Annotated in this window: 16 protein-coding genes; 8 read left to right on the forward strand and 8 right to left on the reverse strand. The window is 38.6% G+C overall.

The window, feature by feature from the left end; translation table 11 throughout:
• Positions 1-11 precede the first annotated feature (11 nt).
• Together DQ356_RS04220 and DQ356_RS04225 are read right to left on the reverse strand one after the other, a co-directional pair.
• A complete protein-coding gene (locus DQ356_RS04220) occupies positions 12-341 on the reverse strand; it encodes an SUF system Fe-S cluster assembly protein (protein ID WP_114303233.1) in 330 nt (109 codons plus the stop codon).
• A 27-nt stretch (positions 342-368) separates the two neighbouring features.
• Positions 369-1,067 carry a 3'-5' exonuclease gene (locus tag DQ356_RS04225; RefSeq protein WP_114303234.1) on the reverse strand — a complete coding sequence of 233 codons (699 nt, stop codon included), beginning with the start codon at positions 1,065-1,067 and terminating at the stop codon, positions 369-371.
• Between the two features lie 185 nt (positions 1,068-1,252).
• Here DQ356_RS04225 and DQ356_RS04230 point away from each other — a divergent pair, with 185 nt between their 5' ends.
• Positions 1,253-2,788, forward strand: a complete 1,536-nt coding sequence (locus DQ356_RS04230; RefSeq protein WP_114303235.1) for a YifB family Mg chelatase-like AAA ATPase — start codon at positions 1,253-1,255, stop codon at positions 2,786-2,788.
• Positions 2,789-2,843: 55 nt separating this feature from the next.
• On the opposite strand, the gene DQ356_RS04235 is transcribed toward DQ356_RS04230, so the two are convergent.
• Both DQ356_RS04235 and rho read right to left on the reverse strand, forming a co-directional pair.
• A complete protein-coding gene (locus DQ356_RS04235; RefSeq protein WP_114303236.1) occupies positions 2,844-3,440 on the reverse strand; it encodes a superoxide dismutase in 597 nt (198 codons plus the stop codon).
• 100 nt (positions 3,441-3,540) lie between these two features.
• Positions 3,541-5,289, reverse strand: coding sequence for a transcription termination factor Rho (gene rho / locus DQ356_RS04240; RefSeq protein WP_114303237.1), 1,749 nt, complete (start codon positions 5,287-5,289; stop codon positions 3,541-3,543).
• 160 nt (positions 5,290-5,449) lie between these two features.
• Between rho and DQ356_RS04245 the strand changes: the two genes are divergently transcribed.
• Positions 5,450-5,839, forward strand: coding sequence for a DUF4293 domain-containing protein (locus DQ356_RS04245; RefSeq protein WP_114303238.1), 390 nt, complete (start codon positions 5,450-5,452; stop codon positions 5,837-5,839).
• Between the two features lie 97 nt (positions 5,840-5,936).
• Here DQ356_RS04245 and DQ356_RS04250 read toward each other — a convergent pair whose 3' ends face one another.
• Positions 5,937-6,350 carry a DUF6157 family protein gene (locus DQ356_RS04250; RefSeq protein ID WP_114303239.1) on the reverse strand — a complete coding sequence of 138 codons (414 nt, stop codon included), beginning with the start codon at positions 6,348-6,350 and terminating at the stop codon, positions 5,937-5,939.
• A 151-nt stretch (positions 6,351-6,501) separates the two neighbouring features.
• Between DQ356_RS04250 and menD the strand changes: the two genes are divergently transcribed.
• Positions 6,502-8,172: a 2-succinyl-5-enolpyruvyl-6-hydroxy-3-cyclohexene-1-carboxylic-acid synthase gene (gene menD, locus DQ356_RS04255; RefSeq protein ID WP_114303240.1), complete on the forward strand. Its 1,671-nt coding sequence runs from the start codon at positions 6,502-6,504 to the stop codon at positions 8,170-8,172.
• Positions 8,173-8,182: 10 nt separating this feature from the next.
• Here menD and DQ356_RS04260 read toward each other — a convergent pair whose 3' ends face one another.
• Positions 8,183-8,788, reverse strand: a complete 606-nt coding sequence (locus tag DQ356_RS04260; protein WP_114303241.1) for an aminotransferase class IV — start codon at positions 8,786-8,788, stop codon at positions 8,183-8,185.
• On the reverse strand, positions 8,772-9,749 hold the full coding sequence (locus DQ356_RS04265; protein ID WP_228420637.1) for an aminodeoxychorismate synthase component I: 978 nt from the start codon (positions 9,747-9,749) through the stop codon (positions 8,772-8,774). Before DQ356_RS04265 ends, DQ356_RS04260 begins: the two co-directional genes overlap by 17 nt.
• Positions 9,750-9,797: 48 nt before the next feature.
• Between DQ356_RS04265 and DQ356_RS04270 the strand changes: the two genes are divergently transcribed.
• The 3 genes from DQ356_RS04270 to trxA all read left to right on the forward strand — a co-directional run bounded on the left by DQ356_RS04270 (position 9,798) and on the right by trxA (position 12,024).
• Positions 9,798-10,532, forward strand: a complete 735-nt coding sequence (locus tag DQ356_RS04270) for a hypothetical protein (protein ID WP_114303242.1) — start codon at positions 9,798-9,800, stop codon at positions 10,530-10,532.
• An 88-nt stretch (positions 10,533-10,620) separates the two neighbouring features.
• The gene (locus DQ356_RS04275; RefSeq protein ID WP_185123765.1) at positions 10,621-11,706 is read left to right on the forward strand and encodes an AI-2E family transporter; all 1,086 of its coding nucleotides are present in this window, start codon (positions 10,621-10,623) and stop codon (positions 11,704-11,706) included.
• Between the two features lie 12 nt (positions 11,707-11,718).
• The gene (gene trxA, locus DQ356_RS04280; protein WP_114303244.1) at positions 11,719-12,024 is read left to right on the forward strand and encodes a thioredoxin; all 306 of its coding nucleotides are present in this window, start codon (positions 11,719-11,721) and stop codon (positions 12,022-12,024) included.
• Between the two features lie 2 nt (positions 12,025-12,026).
• Here trxA and DQ356_RS04285 read toward each other — a convergent pair whose 3' ends face one another.
• Positions 12,027-12,776 carry an amidohydrolase gene (locus DQ356_RS04285; RefSeq protein WP_114303245.1) on the reverse strand — a complete coding sequence of 250 codons (750 nt, stop codon included), beginning with the start codon at positions 12,774-12,776 and terminating at the stop codon, positions 12,027-12,029.
• Positions 12,777-12,959: 183 nt separating this feature from the next.
• Between DQ356_RS04285 and DQ356_RS04290 the strand changes: the two genes are divergently transcribed.
• Together DQ356_RS04290 and rseP are read left to right on the forward strand one after the other, a co-directional pair.
• Entirely contained in the window at positions 12,960-13,424 is a 465-nt protein-coding gene (locus DQ356_RS04290; RefSeq protein ID WP_114303246.1) for a hypothetical protein, read from the forward strand.
• A 104-nt stretch (positions 13,425-13,528) separates the two neighbouring features.
• Complete coding sequence (gene rseP / locus DQ356_RS04295; RefSeq protein WP_114303247.1) at positions 13,529-15,028, forward strand: RIP metalloprotease RseP; 1,500 nt, start codon at positions 13,529-13,531, stop codon at positions 15,026-15,028.
• The last annotated feature ends 8 nt before the right edge of the window (positions 15,029-15,036 follow it).

Raw genomic sequence — 15,036 nt, forward strand, 5'->3', positions numbered from 1 at the left:
TGTATTTCAAATCAGAATAAAATTCCAAGTTCGAATTTCGCTTCTTCACTCATCATATCTTTATGCCATGCCGGTTCAAAAGTAAGTTCCAGATCCACAGATTTCACACCTTCTACGCCGGCTACTTTTTCTTTCACTTCGGCGGGCATACTTTCAGCAACGGGGCAATTAGGCGTTGTTAAAGTCATCACTACTTTTACCTCGGCTTCATCAGAAATCTGTATATCGTAAATAAGTCCTAATTCATAAATATCGACCGGTATTTCAGGGTCATAAACGGTTTTGAGTGCTTTAATAATATTATCGCCTAAATTGGCTATTTGTTCGTCATTTAACTTCATAATTCAAAATTTTTGCCGCATCCTGAATTATTCCTCTTTTTTAATAAGCAATTCTTCCTGTCTCATTCTGCGGAAAATATTGGCCAAAGTTAAGACATCTTTCTCACAATATTGAACGATTCTAAATAAATCTTTATCAATATAATAGATTGATGAAACCTGTGAACCATCGATATCGTCCTTAGGCGTAGGGATTTGAAATACATGAGCAAGAAGTTCCAACGAAATATACGATTTATAATCCCCGAATTTCCAGAGCTCCATTGTATCAATATGTGGAATTTCCCAGGGTTTCTTTCCGTACATCTGAAACGGGATCGGAGGCTGCATTCCGTTAATTAGAAAACGACGGGCAATCCACGGAAAATCAAATTCTTTTCCGTTATGTGCACACAAGATGGAATCTCTTAATTTAGGTCTGTTAAAAATTTCACCAAACTCTTCCAGCAAAACTTTTTCATCGTCTCCATAAAAGCTTTTAATAAGAAGTTTTCCGTTTTTCTCTATTTTTCCGATAGAGATACAAATAATCTTCCCAAATTCTGCCATCACACCCGCTCGTTCCTGATAAAAGTCTTCCGCTGTCAATTCGTTTTTACGTTGATGAAAAGTTTTTTTGTCCCAGAGTTTTTTCTCGGAATCGGGAAGATCTTCCCAAGCTGAAGCGTTCGGTACGGTTTCGATATCCAGAAACAACACTTTTTCGATGGGAATATTTTGTATCATTTTTGTAAAATTGTTTAGTTGAAATGAATTTTTCTATTGTTTCTAAAATAAATTATCTAGTCGTCAAGTTATGTTCCTCAGCAGATAAACAAAAGTAACGATAAAAATGAAGTGAAAAAACAGGAATTTTCCTGTTTTTTGTATAACATAAACTTCTTATTTTTACCATTTAAACCAAATTTGATATGCTTATAAAAATCTATGGAAGTGCCATTTATGGAGTTTCTGCACAAACCATTACCATCGAGGTAAATGTAGATACGCCAGGTGTAGGCTATTATTTGGTTGGCCTGCCCGATAACGCTATAAAAGAGAGCAGCCACAGAATTTCCGCAGCATTAAAAAATGTGGGTTTTAAAATTCCGGGAAAGAAAATCACCATTAATATGGCTCCTGCCGATCTCAGAAAGGAAGGTTCTGCTTATGACCTGAGCATCGCCATTGGCATTCTGATCGCATCGGGACAGATACAGGGAGATCAGGTTTCTGATTATATTATCATGGGCGAACTGTCTCTGGACGGCGGTTTACAGCCAATAAAAGGGATTCTTCCCATTGCAATAAAAGCCCGGGAAGAAGGGTTTAAAGGAATTATCCTCCCAAAACAAAACACACGCGAAGCCTCCATTGTGAACCAACTGGAGGTGTACGGTGTCGAAAACATTAAAGAAGTTATTGACTTTTTTGATAAAGGAATTCCGCTGGAACGCACAGAATGGGATACCCGGAAAGAATTTCAGGAAAAAATGAACGATTTTCCATTTGATTTTTCTGAGGTAAAAGGACAGGAAACAGCTAAACGAGCGATGGAAGTTGCTGCAGCTGGCGGACATAATATTATTTTGATCGGGCCTCCGGGAAGCGGAAAAACCATGTTGGCAAAACGAATTCCGAGTGTATTGCCGCCATTAACCATGAAAGAAGCTCTGGAGACTACCAAAATTCATTCTGTTGCCGGAAAAATAGGTTCGGAAACTTCTCTGATGACAGTGAGACCATTCCGAAGCCCTCATCATACGATATCTGATGTCGCTTTGGTAGGTGGTGGCAGCTATCCGCAACCGGGAGAAATTTCTTTAGCACACAACGGTGTTTTGTTTCTGGACGAAATGCCGGAATTTAAAAGAACGGTTCTAGAAGTAATGCGGCAACCTTTAGAGGATCGCGTGGTAACGATTTCTAGAGCTAAGTTCACGGTGAATTATCCGGCAAGTTTTATGTTGGTCGCAAGTATGAATCCCAGTCCGAGTGGATATTTTCCTGATGATCCGAATAATACTTCCACCGCATTTGAAATGCAACGGTATATGAGCAAACTTTCCGGGCCGTTGCTAGACAGAATTGATATTCATATTGAAGTTCAAAAAGTGGAATTTGACCAACTTTCGGACAAACGAAAAGGAGAAAGCAGTCTTGAGATACGGGAAAGGGTTCTGAAAGCCAGAGCCAAACAAACTGATCGTTATAAGGATCTCGACATCAGTTATAATGCGCAGATGGGACCGAAAGAAATAGAAAAACACTGTGAGCTGGAGGAAGCATCTAAAAATCTGATCAAACAGGCGATGGAAAAACTGAATCTTTCTGCACGGGCTTATGACAGAATTCTAAAAGTAGCAAGGACGATTGCCGACTTAGAAGGGCTGGACAATATAGAGAGCGACCATATTTCAGAAGCCATACAATACCGAAGCTTGGATCGTGAATTCTGGAGTGTATAAGAAAAAAAGACTGTCGTAAAAACAGTCTTTTTTCCTTCGTTTATTTTAGAAAAGTCTATTTATTGAAGAGTTCTTCCACTTTATCCCAATTGATTACTTCAAAAAAAGCAGTAACATAATCGGGTCTTCTGTTCTGGTAATTCAGATAATAAGCGTGTTCCCAGACATCTAAACCAAGGATTGGCGTTCCGTCGCAACCTGCATTAGGCATTAGCGGATTGTCCTGATTTGGAGTTGAACAAATTTCTACGGAACCATCTTCCTTTTTACATAACCAAGCCCAACCGGAACCGAATCTTGTTTTAGCCGCTTCTGAAAAGTCAGTTTTGAATTTATCAAATCCTCCCAATTTTTCAATTGCATTTTTCACGTTTCCTGTTGGTTCTTTGCTTCCACCAGGTGTCAAAATCTCCCAGAAAAGAGTGTGATTGAAATGTCCCCCTCCATTATTTCTAACAGCAGGTTTATCTGCTCCTGTTCTGCAGATTTCTTCAATAGATTTACCTTCCAGTTCGGTGCCTGCGATGGCTTTATTCAGATTATCAATATAAGCCTGATGGTGCTTTGTATGATGGATTTCCATCGTTTTAGCATCAATAGTTGGTTCTAATGCATCGTACGCATATCCTAATTTCGGTAATTCAAATGACATATTGTTGATTTTAATTAGTTTCAAAGATAGGGATCTTTACGCTCTTTTAACTTATAACATTTTTTAAAAAAATTATATCAATAATTGATGAAAGCTACTATTAACGGTTCATCGACATCAAGAACTCCTCGTTGTTCAATGTACCTTTTATATTTTTCTGAACAAATTCCATTGCTTCCAACGGATTCATATCAGAAAGATACTTTCTGAAAATCCACATTTTCTGTTGGGTATTTTCATCATGAAGCAAATCATCCCGTCGTGTACTGGAGGACACCAAATCAATGGCCGGATATACTCTTTTATTCGCAATTTTCCGGTCGAGTTGCAGTTCCATATTCCCGGTTCCTTTAAATTCTTCAAAAATCACTTCGTCCATTTTAGAACCTGTGTCAATAAGAGCAGTGGCGATAATGGTTAAAGATCCGCCGCCTTCAATATTTCTTGCAGCTCCAAAAAATCTTTTCGGACGGTGAAGCGCATTGGCATCCACACCACCGGAAAGAACTTTCCCGGAAGCAGGCGTTACGGTATTATAAGCTCTTGCCAATCGGGTAATAGAATCCAGTAGAATCACAACATCGTGTCCGCATTCTACCATTCTTTGTGCTTTTGCAAGAACCAGATTCGCTACTTTCACGTGTTTATCTGCAGCTTCATCAAATGTAGAAGCAATTACTTCTGCGTTCACGCTCCTTTCCATATCAGTAACTTCCTCCGGACGTTCATCGATAAGAAGAACCATCATATAAGCTTCAGGATGATTGGCTGCTATAGCATTGGCAATGTCTTTCAACAACATGGTTTTACCGGTTTTGGGTTGCGCAACAATCATGGCGCGCTGTCCTTTTCCGATAGGCGCAAATAAATCCACGACACGGGTGGCTATCGTAGACTCTTTTCCAGCAAGATTGAATTTCTCTTCAGGAAAAAGTGGTGTTAAATATTCAAAAGCAACACGATCCTTGATGAAAGCCAGATCTCTTCCATTTACTTCTAATGGTTTTTGAAGCGAGAAATATTTCTCTCCTTCTTTTGGCAATCTTACAATTCCTTTTACAGTATCTCCTGTTTTCAGGCCGAAATTCCGAATTTGAGAGGTAGAAACATACACATCATCGGGTGAAGAAATGTAGGAGAAATCCGAAGAACGGAGAAAGCCGTAATTGTCTGGCAAAATTTCTAAAACTCCTTCGATAATAACAAGACCATCAAAATTAAATTCCTTTTTAGATTCAGATTCCTGCTGCGGTTCTGTACTTTTTTGTTGATTGGAATTTTTATGCTGATGTTGAGGATGATGCTGTTTCGCACCGTTGTTGGCCTGATTTGGATGCTGTGGTTTAGGCTGTGGCGCTGGAGGAGTTTCCGTTTTTTCGGAAGATGCGGGAGCTGGTTTTTCAGCGGGTTGCGATTTTTCAGGTTCGGTTTTGTTGTCTACCCTTTTTCTTTTCTTTTTATCAGAAGTGGGCGCTGGAGTTTGCTCAGTTGGCTGTACCTGTACCGCAACTGGAGCCGGAATGGTAAGTATATCCGTGACTTCTGATTTTTCTTCGGCAGTTTCTGGTTTAGGTTTTACTTCCTCGGGTTTGGGTTTTGGTGTACTTCGCTTTCTGGGAGTTGTTTTTTTCACTTGCTCCGGTGCTTTTTGTGATTCTTCTTCCTTTGCAGGATGCTCGGAAGCGAGGTAATATTCTTTGGCTATTTTGGTATTGGAAGCCTGAAAATCAAGAATAGCGAAAATGATGGTGTCAGGATCGCTGTTTTTGGTTACTTTCACGCCCAAATCTTTGGTAATTTTGGTCAGTTCCGAAATGGATTTAGACCTTAGCGTTTCTAAGTTGAACATATAGTAATGATAGGTATGTTTCGTAAAAAAAAATGTTGTTGTAAGATAGTTGATAAGAAAACAAGTCGGGCGACTTTTTTCCAAGGAATCTGTATTGCAAATCTACACTTATTTTTGAATTGAACAAAATTTGTGCTATTTTTGCGCTCTATTAGCTGAAATGATACAAAGAATACAAACTGTTTTCCTGTTCATCGCTGCATTATCCGCAGCGGCTCTGCATTTTACCGGAATGGATGCAGAAGTTTTCGGAAGCCAATATATCGTTGCGGCGATAAGTTTGGTTTCATTTATGGTAGCAATCGTTTCCATTTTCAGTTATAAGCAAAGACAAAGACAAATCATGTTGAATACGTTCAACTTGTTTATAAACGTTTTGTTGATTGGTGTACTGATGTACTGGCTGCTCAATTTATCTGGAGGAATTTCGTTTCCTGAGAAAGGTATTGAGCCCGTCTTTCCTGTGGTAGCGATATTTTGCCTTTTTATGGCGAATATTTACATCCGCAGAGATGAAAGGCTCGTAAAATCTGTGGACAGACTTCGGTAACCTTACAACGATTTTTTTGAGTGTGAACAGTTCCTTTCGGGGAGCTGTTTTTTATTTCTTTAAAGTTGGCAAATTATTTATTATTCAAATCAACCGCTTACTTTTTCTGAGATCTCATCGCTTTTACCTTTTTGATGTTTGAATCCGCCACAAAATTTTGGTATTCTTTTGTTTCCATTCCATAAAGGGCAATTTTACCGTTACTATCGCTGTGAATTCCAAACCCATAACTTTTTGTCAACGGCGAAGCCCGAAAACAAGGTTGTCCTTTGGAGAAAAACGCTTTTCTAGCTTCAGAATAATCTCCGCTTTCCACCTTGTTTCTGTCGGCATACACTTGAAACAGAATATCATCCGAAGTAAAACGATACGGATTTTCAACTAGGAGCTCATACTGCATTGCGGCCACAGTTTTCTTTTCCTTCAACGGTGGCGGCGTTCCGACTTCTGCTTTCGTGTCATCAGCTACTTCTATAAAAGTGTCAAAATAATTGGCAGTATGGGTTTTCATAAGTTTATTTTGAGGTATATTTTAATTTTAGTCAATTAACATAAAAACTGAATTTATTGTCTGATAAAAGTAAACAAATTCTCATAAAGAGCAAATCTTAAAGTTGTAAACCGGTGTACCATCCGCTTCAAAAAACCACTACCTTTGCGGTATGAAACAGTTTTCATCGAAACGCAGTGTCCAAATCTTGGCACACCTTCTGGAAGCCTATGGAATCAGGCATTTTATCATCTCTCCCGGTTCGCGCAATGCGCCCATTTCTATTCATTTTTCGGAAACAGAAAGCTTCAACTGTTACAGCATCGTGGATGAAAGAAGTGCCGGATTTGTCGCCATCGGAATGGCAAAAAGCCTAAAAAACCCCGTTGCCGTAACGTGCACCAGCGGTTCGGCAGCAGCAAATTATTATCCGGCTGTTACCGAAGCTTTTTATCAAAACGTTCCGTTATTACTCTTAACTGCAGACCGGCCGGAAGATTTCGTGGATTTATTCGACGGGCAAACCATCAGGCAAAAAAATCTTTTCAACCAACACAGTTATGGAGATTTTCAGTTGAAAGAAGATGATGAGGAAAATGCTGATGAATACAATTTTGATATCATAAAAAAAGCAATCGAAGTTTGTCTGGAAAAACAAGGCCCGGTACACATTAACATTCCACTTTCGGAACCGTTGTATGAGCTGGTTTCCGAGCTTCCGTTGTTTGCTGATGTGGAAAATACCATTCAAAAGAAAAATTATAATTTACCGTCCGTACTCACTGCCGACTGGAACATTTCTAAAAGAATTCTCATTTTGGCAGGAACGCGGGATTACAGCGAAGAACTGCAAATGCAGCTTTCACAATTGGTTAAAAATCATAGTGCTGTGGTTTTAACCGAAGCCAACTCCAACCTGAATAATGAGAAATTCTTTTCCCATATCGATCGTTACGTCTTTGGTTTTAATGATGAAGATGAACGAAAATACGCTCCGGATTTGCTCATTACCATCGGACAAAATGTAGTTTCCAAAAGGGTAAAACAGTTTTTGAGAAAAGCCAAACCCAAAAATCATTGGCATATTGATGAAATCTGGCAACCAGATACCTACTTTTCGCTGACACAACAAATCACTGCAAAACCCGAAGTCTTTTTTAGTAAACTTCTGAAAGCCATCAATCTGGAACCTCAACCTTATTTCAATCTTTGGGAAATACTGAGGGAAAAGAAAGATGTAAAACATCAGGAATATGCACTGCAAACCGGTTTTTCCGATTTCTACCTTTTCAAATTATTAGCAGAAAAAACACCTGCGAATTATAACATCCATTTCAGTAATAGTTCTGCGATTCGGTATGCACAACTTTTTGATTTTCAAAAGTTTAAAGTTTACTGCAACCGCGGAACCAGCGGAATTGACGGTTCCACTTCCACAGCGATGGGTTTTGCAATGGCAGATAAAAACCCTGTGCTATTGGTAACCGGCGAACTCAGTTTTTTCTATGACATCAATGGATTATGGAACCAATACATTCCACCTTACACGAGAATTGTTGTTTTCAACAATGGCGGCGGCGATATTTTTAAAATTATTCCCGGGCCTTCCAAAGCGAGCAACGCATTGGATGAGTTTATAACTACTTCACACACTTTACAAGCCAGAAATCTTGCGCAGCATTTTGGTTTTGAATACATTAAAGTAGAAGATGACGGAACTTTGGAACGCGTGTTAGACGGATTTTTCCGAACCAGTGAAAAGCCGAAAATCCTGGAAGTGATCACCCGTGAAATTGAAAATGCAGAAATCCTGAAAAACTATTTTGAATACCTGAAAGACTGATCACCATTTATTAACCAAGCAGGTTGATGATTTTTTCTATAGGATAAATAATTCCTGAATTCATATCGTTCATGGCATTAATAATCCTGAAATGAGAAAAGGTTTTCAGATTCTCTACCGTGATTCTTGTTTCTTTAATTTGATTATTTTTCAGAAGGAATTGACGCTGGACACCATTCAGAAGGAAAGTAGAAGGTGTAAACCATGTTTCATTTTTGAAGAAAATAAGATTGCTGAAAGAAGTATCTGTAATATGACCATTTTGAACAATAATAATTTCTGCCGCTTTTGCTTCTGATTTTAATTCAGTAAAAAATTGCCGGTTCTCATACTTAAAGCAATATTTTAAATCATCTCCATTGAGCAATTGAAAATCAGAAATGAGCGGGACAGAATAGTGCTGAATTTCACAATTATAATTTCCTTGTAAATCATACAAAATCCTAAGCTTAAACAAACCATTTTTCTGATGCAGAAGGTTCCTGAAAATTTGCAATAAATCTGGCGGATTTTCTTTTTTGAAATGTTTGAAAGTATCGTTCACCCTTTTCTGATGGTACTCCAAAAGAAAAGCTTTCTGTTCTTCAACCTTGATGCTTTCAATGAACCGGAACATAAATTTTGTTTTTCATTTCCTGATATTCATCTTCTAAATTGCTCAGATGTGTGATGCCGCCGCCGCTTTTAAAATAAAGTATTCCATTTTCTTTTTCTATGAAGCGGATCATCACGCAACTATCCATGTTTTCGCCATCGAACCAACCGCAAACACCAGTGTACCAACCTCTTTTATATCCCTCAGATTCCAGAACAATTTCCAGCGTTTTTGGTTTAGGTGCACCCAAAACAGAACCGGCAGGAAGCAAGCTTTTCATAACACTTCCCGTTTTTCCGAGAAATTCAGGTTTTAAAATTCCGGAAATTTCAGAACTCATGGCATACAGATTTTTTTGCTTGGTTCTGATAAAATCTATCCGTTGAAATTCTTCCACTTTCACCTCATCGGCCACCATGCTCAGGTCGTTTCGTAAGAGATCGACCACAGTGTAATGTTCGGCTTTTTCTTTAACATCATTTTTGAGAATCTCAGCCGCATTTTCAATTTCCGCATCGATTGTTCCTTTCATAGGGTGCGTGAAAATTTTACCTTCACGAACTTCCACGAAGGTTTCCGGTGAGAAAAACACCAACTGATCCTGATACAAAACTTTATATTTCGCTTTTGAAACAAAGAAAATGTCTTTTAGGGTGAGATTGGTTTTTATTTCCGTTTTTCTGGTATAATTGGTAAGATAAGAATTTCCCAATTTAAGGTTTCTCTGAACATGATCAAACCCTTTTTTATAGGATTCCTGAGATTCGGGAAACGCTGTAAATTCAGTTAGTTCCGGGGAAATGTCAGGCAATTCATAATTTTTGAAATGAGGAAAATTAATATGGATTCCTGAGTTTGAAAGCTCTTCAACAGTAGATAAAACGATATTTTCAGACAAAAAGTCAATCATGAAAAAGAAAGGGATTTTCTCCCGGGAAAGGGCATCCATTCTGTCGAAAGCGGGATGAAAACCTGTAATCATGAAACAAAAATAATTTATTTAGCCTTACTTTTGTGCAAAATTATAAAGATGAACGGAAATAACCCTGAAAAAGTCGGGATATCCACGATTATTGGAGAAGCATTTTCTTACTGGACCAGAACGCTGATGTATCAGGTAATGTTCAGCCTCCTTTATATTTCGATACTCATTACAGTGTTGTTTTATTTTGCTGAATATTATGGCATTATGGAGGATTATCTGGCAAGTGTGGATGAACTTAAAAACGGAATGGAAGCGTATGCAGAAGCGCAGAAGAAAATCATTGCGAATCCTAATTATGGTAATTTTTCTTGGGTTCTTATCGGTGTCCTTACTTTTCTTTTTCCTTTGAATATGGGACTTTACAAAATGTTCAGAAAACTTGACCTGAAAGAACCTCTCGTAGTTCAAGACCTGTTTGCGGGATATGTCGGAATCAATTTCTTCAATTATGCCAGCTATTATTTTTTCTGGTTTATGGTATTTAGCCTTACTGCTCCGACGGTTTTTCTTGGGATTATTTGGGTAGGCATTACCTTGTTCAGTGCGCCTTTGATGTTTTTCAGAAATTTGCGGATTTTTCAAACGTTTAGCCTCAACATTACGGCCTGGAAAAAGTTTTTCCCATTAATTTTGTCTGGAATTCTATTTTCGATGATTTTCAAATTCGTTGGGATGATCACAATAATAGGCATTCCGTTTACATTTGCTTTCACCAATGCGATGATTTATGTTCTTTATAAAGGAATCTTCCGAGAAGAAGAGCGGCCGGCAAAACAGTAAATTTTTCTCTAAAGTTTAAGCAGATTCATCATAGAAAGAACATTATTTGTACATTTGATTTGTTGACACCACGCCAAAATATTTGAATATGCCCAATAGAAAATACCAGATCAGCGGAGTAAAAATAAAACAGGTTTTCCTGCTACTGATTATTACCGTCATGGTTTTGCTTATTTTATTTAATCTTTCGATGTTTATTCCTGCACTTTTGGGTGCGCTTACCTTGTATATTGTTTGTCGTAAGTTCAATTTTTATCTTCAGGAAGAAAAAGAATGGAAACCGGTCTGGGCATCTTTACTGATCGTTTTTTTGGGCATCATCGTGTTGGTAATTCCTGTATATCTGTTGGTCGATCTGATCATAGAACGAATTGGAGATTCTAAAGAATATCTGGAGAAATTCAATGTTTTTCTCGATAAAATTCATGATTATGTTTATGCCAAAACGAACATCGATATCCTAAGCAAGGAAAACCTGGACAAGATCAAAGAATGGGCAGGGAATTATTCCACATCCGCACTCAGCGGAACCTTCAGCACACTTTCGGTGATTGCGGGGATGTTTTTCATGCTGTATTTTATGCTGGAAAAACCAAGGTTTTTTGAAAGACTTGTTGCTTCTGCAGCGCCTTTAAAAAAAGCCAATATCAATCTTATCGGCGAAAAATTCAGAAAATTGGTGATCGCAAATGCTGTTGGTATTCCGGTAGTTGCAATAGGACAGGGTTTGGTAGCGCTTATTGGTTATTTAATTTTCGGAGCGCCAAGCCCGGTTCTTTTATTTGCATTAACGGCAGTTACGTCTATGATTCCTATTGTAGGCGGTGCAATCGTTTTTGTTCCGGTAGGAATTTTTATGATTGCGGAGGGCGATACTTTCGGAGGTGTGGGCGTTCTGCTGTACTGTATGATTATCGTCGGGCTTACGGATAACATCATGAGATTTACTTTGCTGAAAAAGCTTGAAAATATACATCCGCTGAATACTGTCTTCGGAATTATTCTCGGACTTAATCTTTTTGGATTTATCGGATTGGTTTTCGGACCCATTTTGGTTTCTATGACTGTGCTTTTGATACAGGTGTACCGGGATGAATTCTCGGAAGATGACACACCGGAGCTAGAGCTTCCGGAACCAAAAGAAATCGAAGAGAAAATTGATTTAACAATTTAAAGTAATATAAAAATGTCCCAGAAATTCAAGGAACTCATTCAGTCGGAACGTCCGGTACTTATTGATTTTTTTGCCACGTGGTGCGGACCATGCAAAGTTCAGTCTTCTGTTCTTACCACGGTAAAGGAAAATATTGGCGATTTGGCCAGAATCGTAAAAATAGATGTCGATCAGTTTCCGGCTATTGCCGCTGAATACGGCGTTCGGGGAGTTCCCACGTTAGCGGTTTTCAAAAATGGAGAACTGCTGTATAAGCAAAGCGGGGTTCATGATGTGAATACGCTTACCAAACTGCTAAAACAATTTGCTGAAAGTTAGTTTTATTTGATTTCAAACGCATCGCGATCATCCAGAAACCTGAAATGCTCCCGAAACTGAATCAGCTTTTCCAGATTTATTTTTGCGGAAATTAGATCGCCTTCTTTTTGTGAAATTTCGCTTCCATCTGCAAAAAAACAATGGGAACTTTCTTTGTAAAATAATCCGTTTCCATCCGTACCAATCCTGTTTAATCCAAAAACATACGCCTGATTTTCGATGGCTCGTGCTTTCAAAAGGTGTTGCCAGGCTTCTACTCTTTTTTCAGGCCAGTTCGCAACGTACAAAGTCAGATCATAATCTCCATTATTTCGTGAAAAAACCGGAAAGCGAAGATCATAACAAATCTGAAGCAAAATCCGAATGCCTTTATACTGAGTAATCATTCTTTTATTTCCCGCAGTATATACCTTGTCTTCTCCGGAAAATGAGAAAAGATGTCTTTTGTCGTATTGGGTATAATTTCCGTCGGGTTCCACAAAATACATTCTGTTATAGAATTTTTGATGTTCGTGTATGGACACACTTCCACAGACTGCTGCGTTTTTATTTTTTGCAAAACTTTTCATCCAACTCAGAGATTCTTCATTTCTGTCTGCAATGTCTTCAGGTTCCATACAGAATCCTGTCGGGAACATTTCCGGAAGCAAAAATATGTCGCTTTCCTGGTGGTCAAACGCTTTTTCAATGTCTTGGAAATTTCTGTTTTTATCCTTCCAGTGGATGTTTTGATTGAGGCCTAAAATTTTCATCAGATAAAAAGATTTACAATCATTAAAGATAGAACAATTCCGTGATACAGCCTGTTTTTATCGTTTTGGTCTTATTTTTGTTTACTTCTTTACTGATTTTTCAGACAGTCAGTTCGCTGTTGTTTTAATAAAAATCAATACTCAAAACATCAAAATTAAAATAAACATTAAAAATTTACTATTATGAAAAAGCTATTTTCAGCAGTAATGTTAGGAGCTGCACTTCTCTTAGGAACCCAATTTACAAATGCCCAAACCTACAGAACGGGAGCAGGATTACTGATTGACGTCGGTGACGGATCGACTCTCGTAGGCCCACATTTGAAGCATTTCTTTTCAGGAAGTAATGCCGGTGAGTTTTCCATATTATTCGGCGGAAACATGACAACCGTTCAGGCACTATACCAATACCATCAGCCTTTCAGCGGAGCATCAGGTTTAATGTGGTATGTAGGAGCGGGACCAGCTGTAAGTTTTGGTGACGGAAATTCTGCATTTTCCATTGTACCTGTTGCCGGTTTAGATTATAAAATCTCCGGTGCACCATTAGATATTTCTTTCGACTGGAGACCAAGAATTTGGTTCGGAAGCGGTAATTCAGATTTCCTTGCGGGAAGGTTCGGTATCGGATTAAGATTTACTTTCTAAAAACCTCTTCATAAAAATCACAAAAAAGGTTCTCAACTTCGAGGACCTTTTTATTTGGCATCCTTTTGATAATTACTACATTTGCAAATTAATTAAAACACTTAATGGAATTAGCAATTCAGATATTTCAATTCATTCTCAGCATATCAATTTTAGTACTTCTTCACGAACTTGGGCATTTTCTGCCAGCGAGATGGTTTCGAACCCGGGCAGAGAAATTCTTCCTGTTTTTTGATCCTTATTTTTCTCTTTTTTCGATGAAGAAAATCAATGGCCAATGGAAGTTTAAATTTCTTTCGAAAAACCTGCCCGATACAGAAAAAATCCTGGTGAATGGCGAAAGCAAAGAAGTTCCTGTTAATATTGAGAATCTTCCGGAAAGCGACTGGAGAAAGCATCCCGAAAGCACCAAATACGGTATTGGATGGTTGCCTTTAGGCGGATATGTGAAAATCGCCGGAATGGTAGATGAAAGCATGGACACGGAGCAACTTAAGAAACCTGCACAACCATGGGAGTTTCGGAGTAAACCAGCCTGGCAAAGACTGATCATCATGCTTGGTGGTGTAACTGTCAACTTTTTCCTCGCCTGGATTATATATTCTAGCCTGAGCTTTTTTAACGGTGAATCATATCGCTCGCTAAATAAATTTGAAGATGGAATCGGCGTTACAGAATCCGGAAGAAAAATGGGCTTTCAGAACGGAGATAAAATCCTGAAAGTAGACGGAAATCCTGTAGAACGTTTCGAAACGGCATCGCTTAATATTCTTTTCAGCAATGACGTTACGGTAGAGAGAAATGGACAGGAAATTACTTTTCCGGTGAGCGAAGATGGAATTGCTGAAGTAATCAAACAGCGAGAGGTGAGACTTTACCTAACACCAAGATTTAAAACCGTGGTGGATTCTATATTACCACAAAGCCCTGCACAAAAGGCCGGTTTGCAAAAAGGAGATCATATCGTTTCGGTTAATGGAAAAAATGTACAGTATTTTGATGAACTGACCGGAGAACTTTCTCAAAATAAGGGACAAAAAATTACACTAGGTATTCAAAGAAATAATGCTCCTGCAACCGTGGAAGCTCAGGTAAACAAAGAAGGAAAACTCGGATTTGCATTTGATGCAAATGAACTGGTTTCCGCTGATGAAAAGACAAAAACAGTTCAGGAATATACTTTCTTTCAGGCTATACCTAGAGGATTGGAAAGAACAGTAGATGCGCTTACAACCCAAGTGAAGCAGTTCAGAATTATATTTAATTCGAAAGTTCAGGGATATAAAAATGTTGGGGGCCCTATCGCTATTGTGAAAATGATGCCGGTGGAAAAATCCGAAACAGGAGCACTAAGCATCAACTGGCCTGCGTTCTGGAGTTTTACAGCGATGTTTTCCGTTTGGCTGGCCTTTCTTAACCTGATCCCAATTCCAGGCTTGGATGGTGGCCATGTAATGTTCACCTTATGGGAAATCATTACAGGAAAACCTGTACCTCAGAAAATTCTGGAACACGCACAGATGATTGGAGTCATTTTCCTCTTAGGACTGATGCTTCTTATTTTCGGAAACGACATTTTCAAGCTCTTCACCGGAAAACTGTAATTTTCCCG

The sequence above is a fragment of the Chryseobacterium lacus genome, from assembly GCF_003336205.1.
GTDB lineage: Bacteria > Bacteroidota > Bacteroidia > Flavobacteriales > Weeksellaceae > Chryseobacterium_A > Chryseobacterium_A lacus.

What these genes read in the sequence shown, in the direction of transcription:
- menD (WP_114303240.1), top strand. Translation starts at nt 6,502, where the DNA reads ATGAAACAGTTTTCATCGAAACGCAGTGTCCAAATCTTGGCACACCTT.
- DQ356_RS04260 (WP_114303241.1), bottom strand. Translation starts at nt 8,788, where the DNA reads ATGTTCCGGTTCATTGAAAGCATCAAGGTTGAAGAACAGAAAGCTTTT.
- trxA (WP_114303244.1), top strand. Translation starts at nt 11,719, where the DNA reads ATGTCCCAGAAATTCAAGGAACTCATTCAGTCGGAACGTCCGGTACTT.
- DQ356_RS04290 (WP_114303246.1), top strand. Translation starts at nt 12,960, where the DNA reads ATGAAAAAGCTATTTTCAGCAGTAATGTTAGGAGCTGCACTTCTCTTA.
- DQ356_RS04285 (WP_114303245.1), bottom strand. Translation starts at nt 12,776, where the DNA reads ATGAAAATTTTAGGCCTCAATCAAAACATCCACTGGAAGGATAAAAAC.
- rho (WP_114303237.1), bottom strand. Translation starts at nt 5,289, where the DNA reads ATGTTCAACTTAGAAACGCTAAGGTCTAAATCCATTTCGGAACTGACC.
- DQ356_RS04250 (WP_114303239.1), bottom strand. Translation starts at nt 6,350, where the DNA reads ATGAAAACCCATACTGCCAATTATTTTGACACTTTTATAGAAGTAGCT.
- rseP (WP_114303247.1), top strand. Translation starts at nt 13,529, where the DNA reads ATGGAATTAGCAATTCAGATATTTCAATTCATTCTCAGCATATCAATT.
- DQ356_RS04220 (WP_114303233.1), bottom strand. Translation starts at nt 341, where the DNA reads ATGAAGTTAAATGACGAACAAATAGCCAATTTAGGCGATAATATTATT.
- DQ356_RS04265 (WP_228420637.1), bottom strand. Translation starts at nt 9,749, where the DNA reads ATGATTACAGGTTTTCATCCCGCTTTCGACAGAATGGATGCCCTTTCC.
- DQ356_RS04235 (WP_114303236.1), bottom strand. Translation starts at nt 3,440, where the DNA reads ATGTCATTTGAATTACCGAAATTAGGATATGCGTACGATGCATTAGAA.
- DQ356_RS04225 (WP_114303234.1), bottom strand. Translation starts at nt 1,067, where the DNA reads ATGATACAAAATATTCCCATCGAAAAAGTGTTGTTTCTGGATATCGAA.
- DQ356_RS04230 (WP_114303235.1), top strand. Translation starts at nt 1,253, where the DNA reads ATGCTTATAAAAATCTATGGAAGTGCCATTTATGGAGTTTCTGCACAA.
- DQ356_RS04275 (WP_185123765.1), top strand. Translation starts at nt 10,621, where the DNA reads ATGCCCAATAGAAAATACCAGATCAGCGGAGTAAAAATAAAACAGGTT.
- DQ356_RS04245 (WP_114303238.1), top strand. Translation starts at nt 5,450, where the DNA reads ATGATACAAAGAATACAAACTGTTTTCCTGTTCATCGCTGCATTATCC.
- DQ356_RS04270 (WP_114303242.1), top strand. Translation starts at nt 9,798, where the DNA reads ATGAACGGAAATAACCCTGAAAAAGTCGGGATATCCACGATTATTGGA.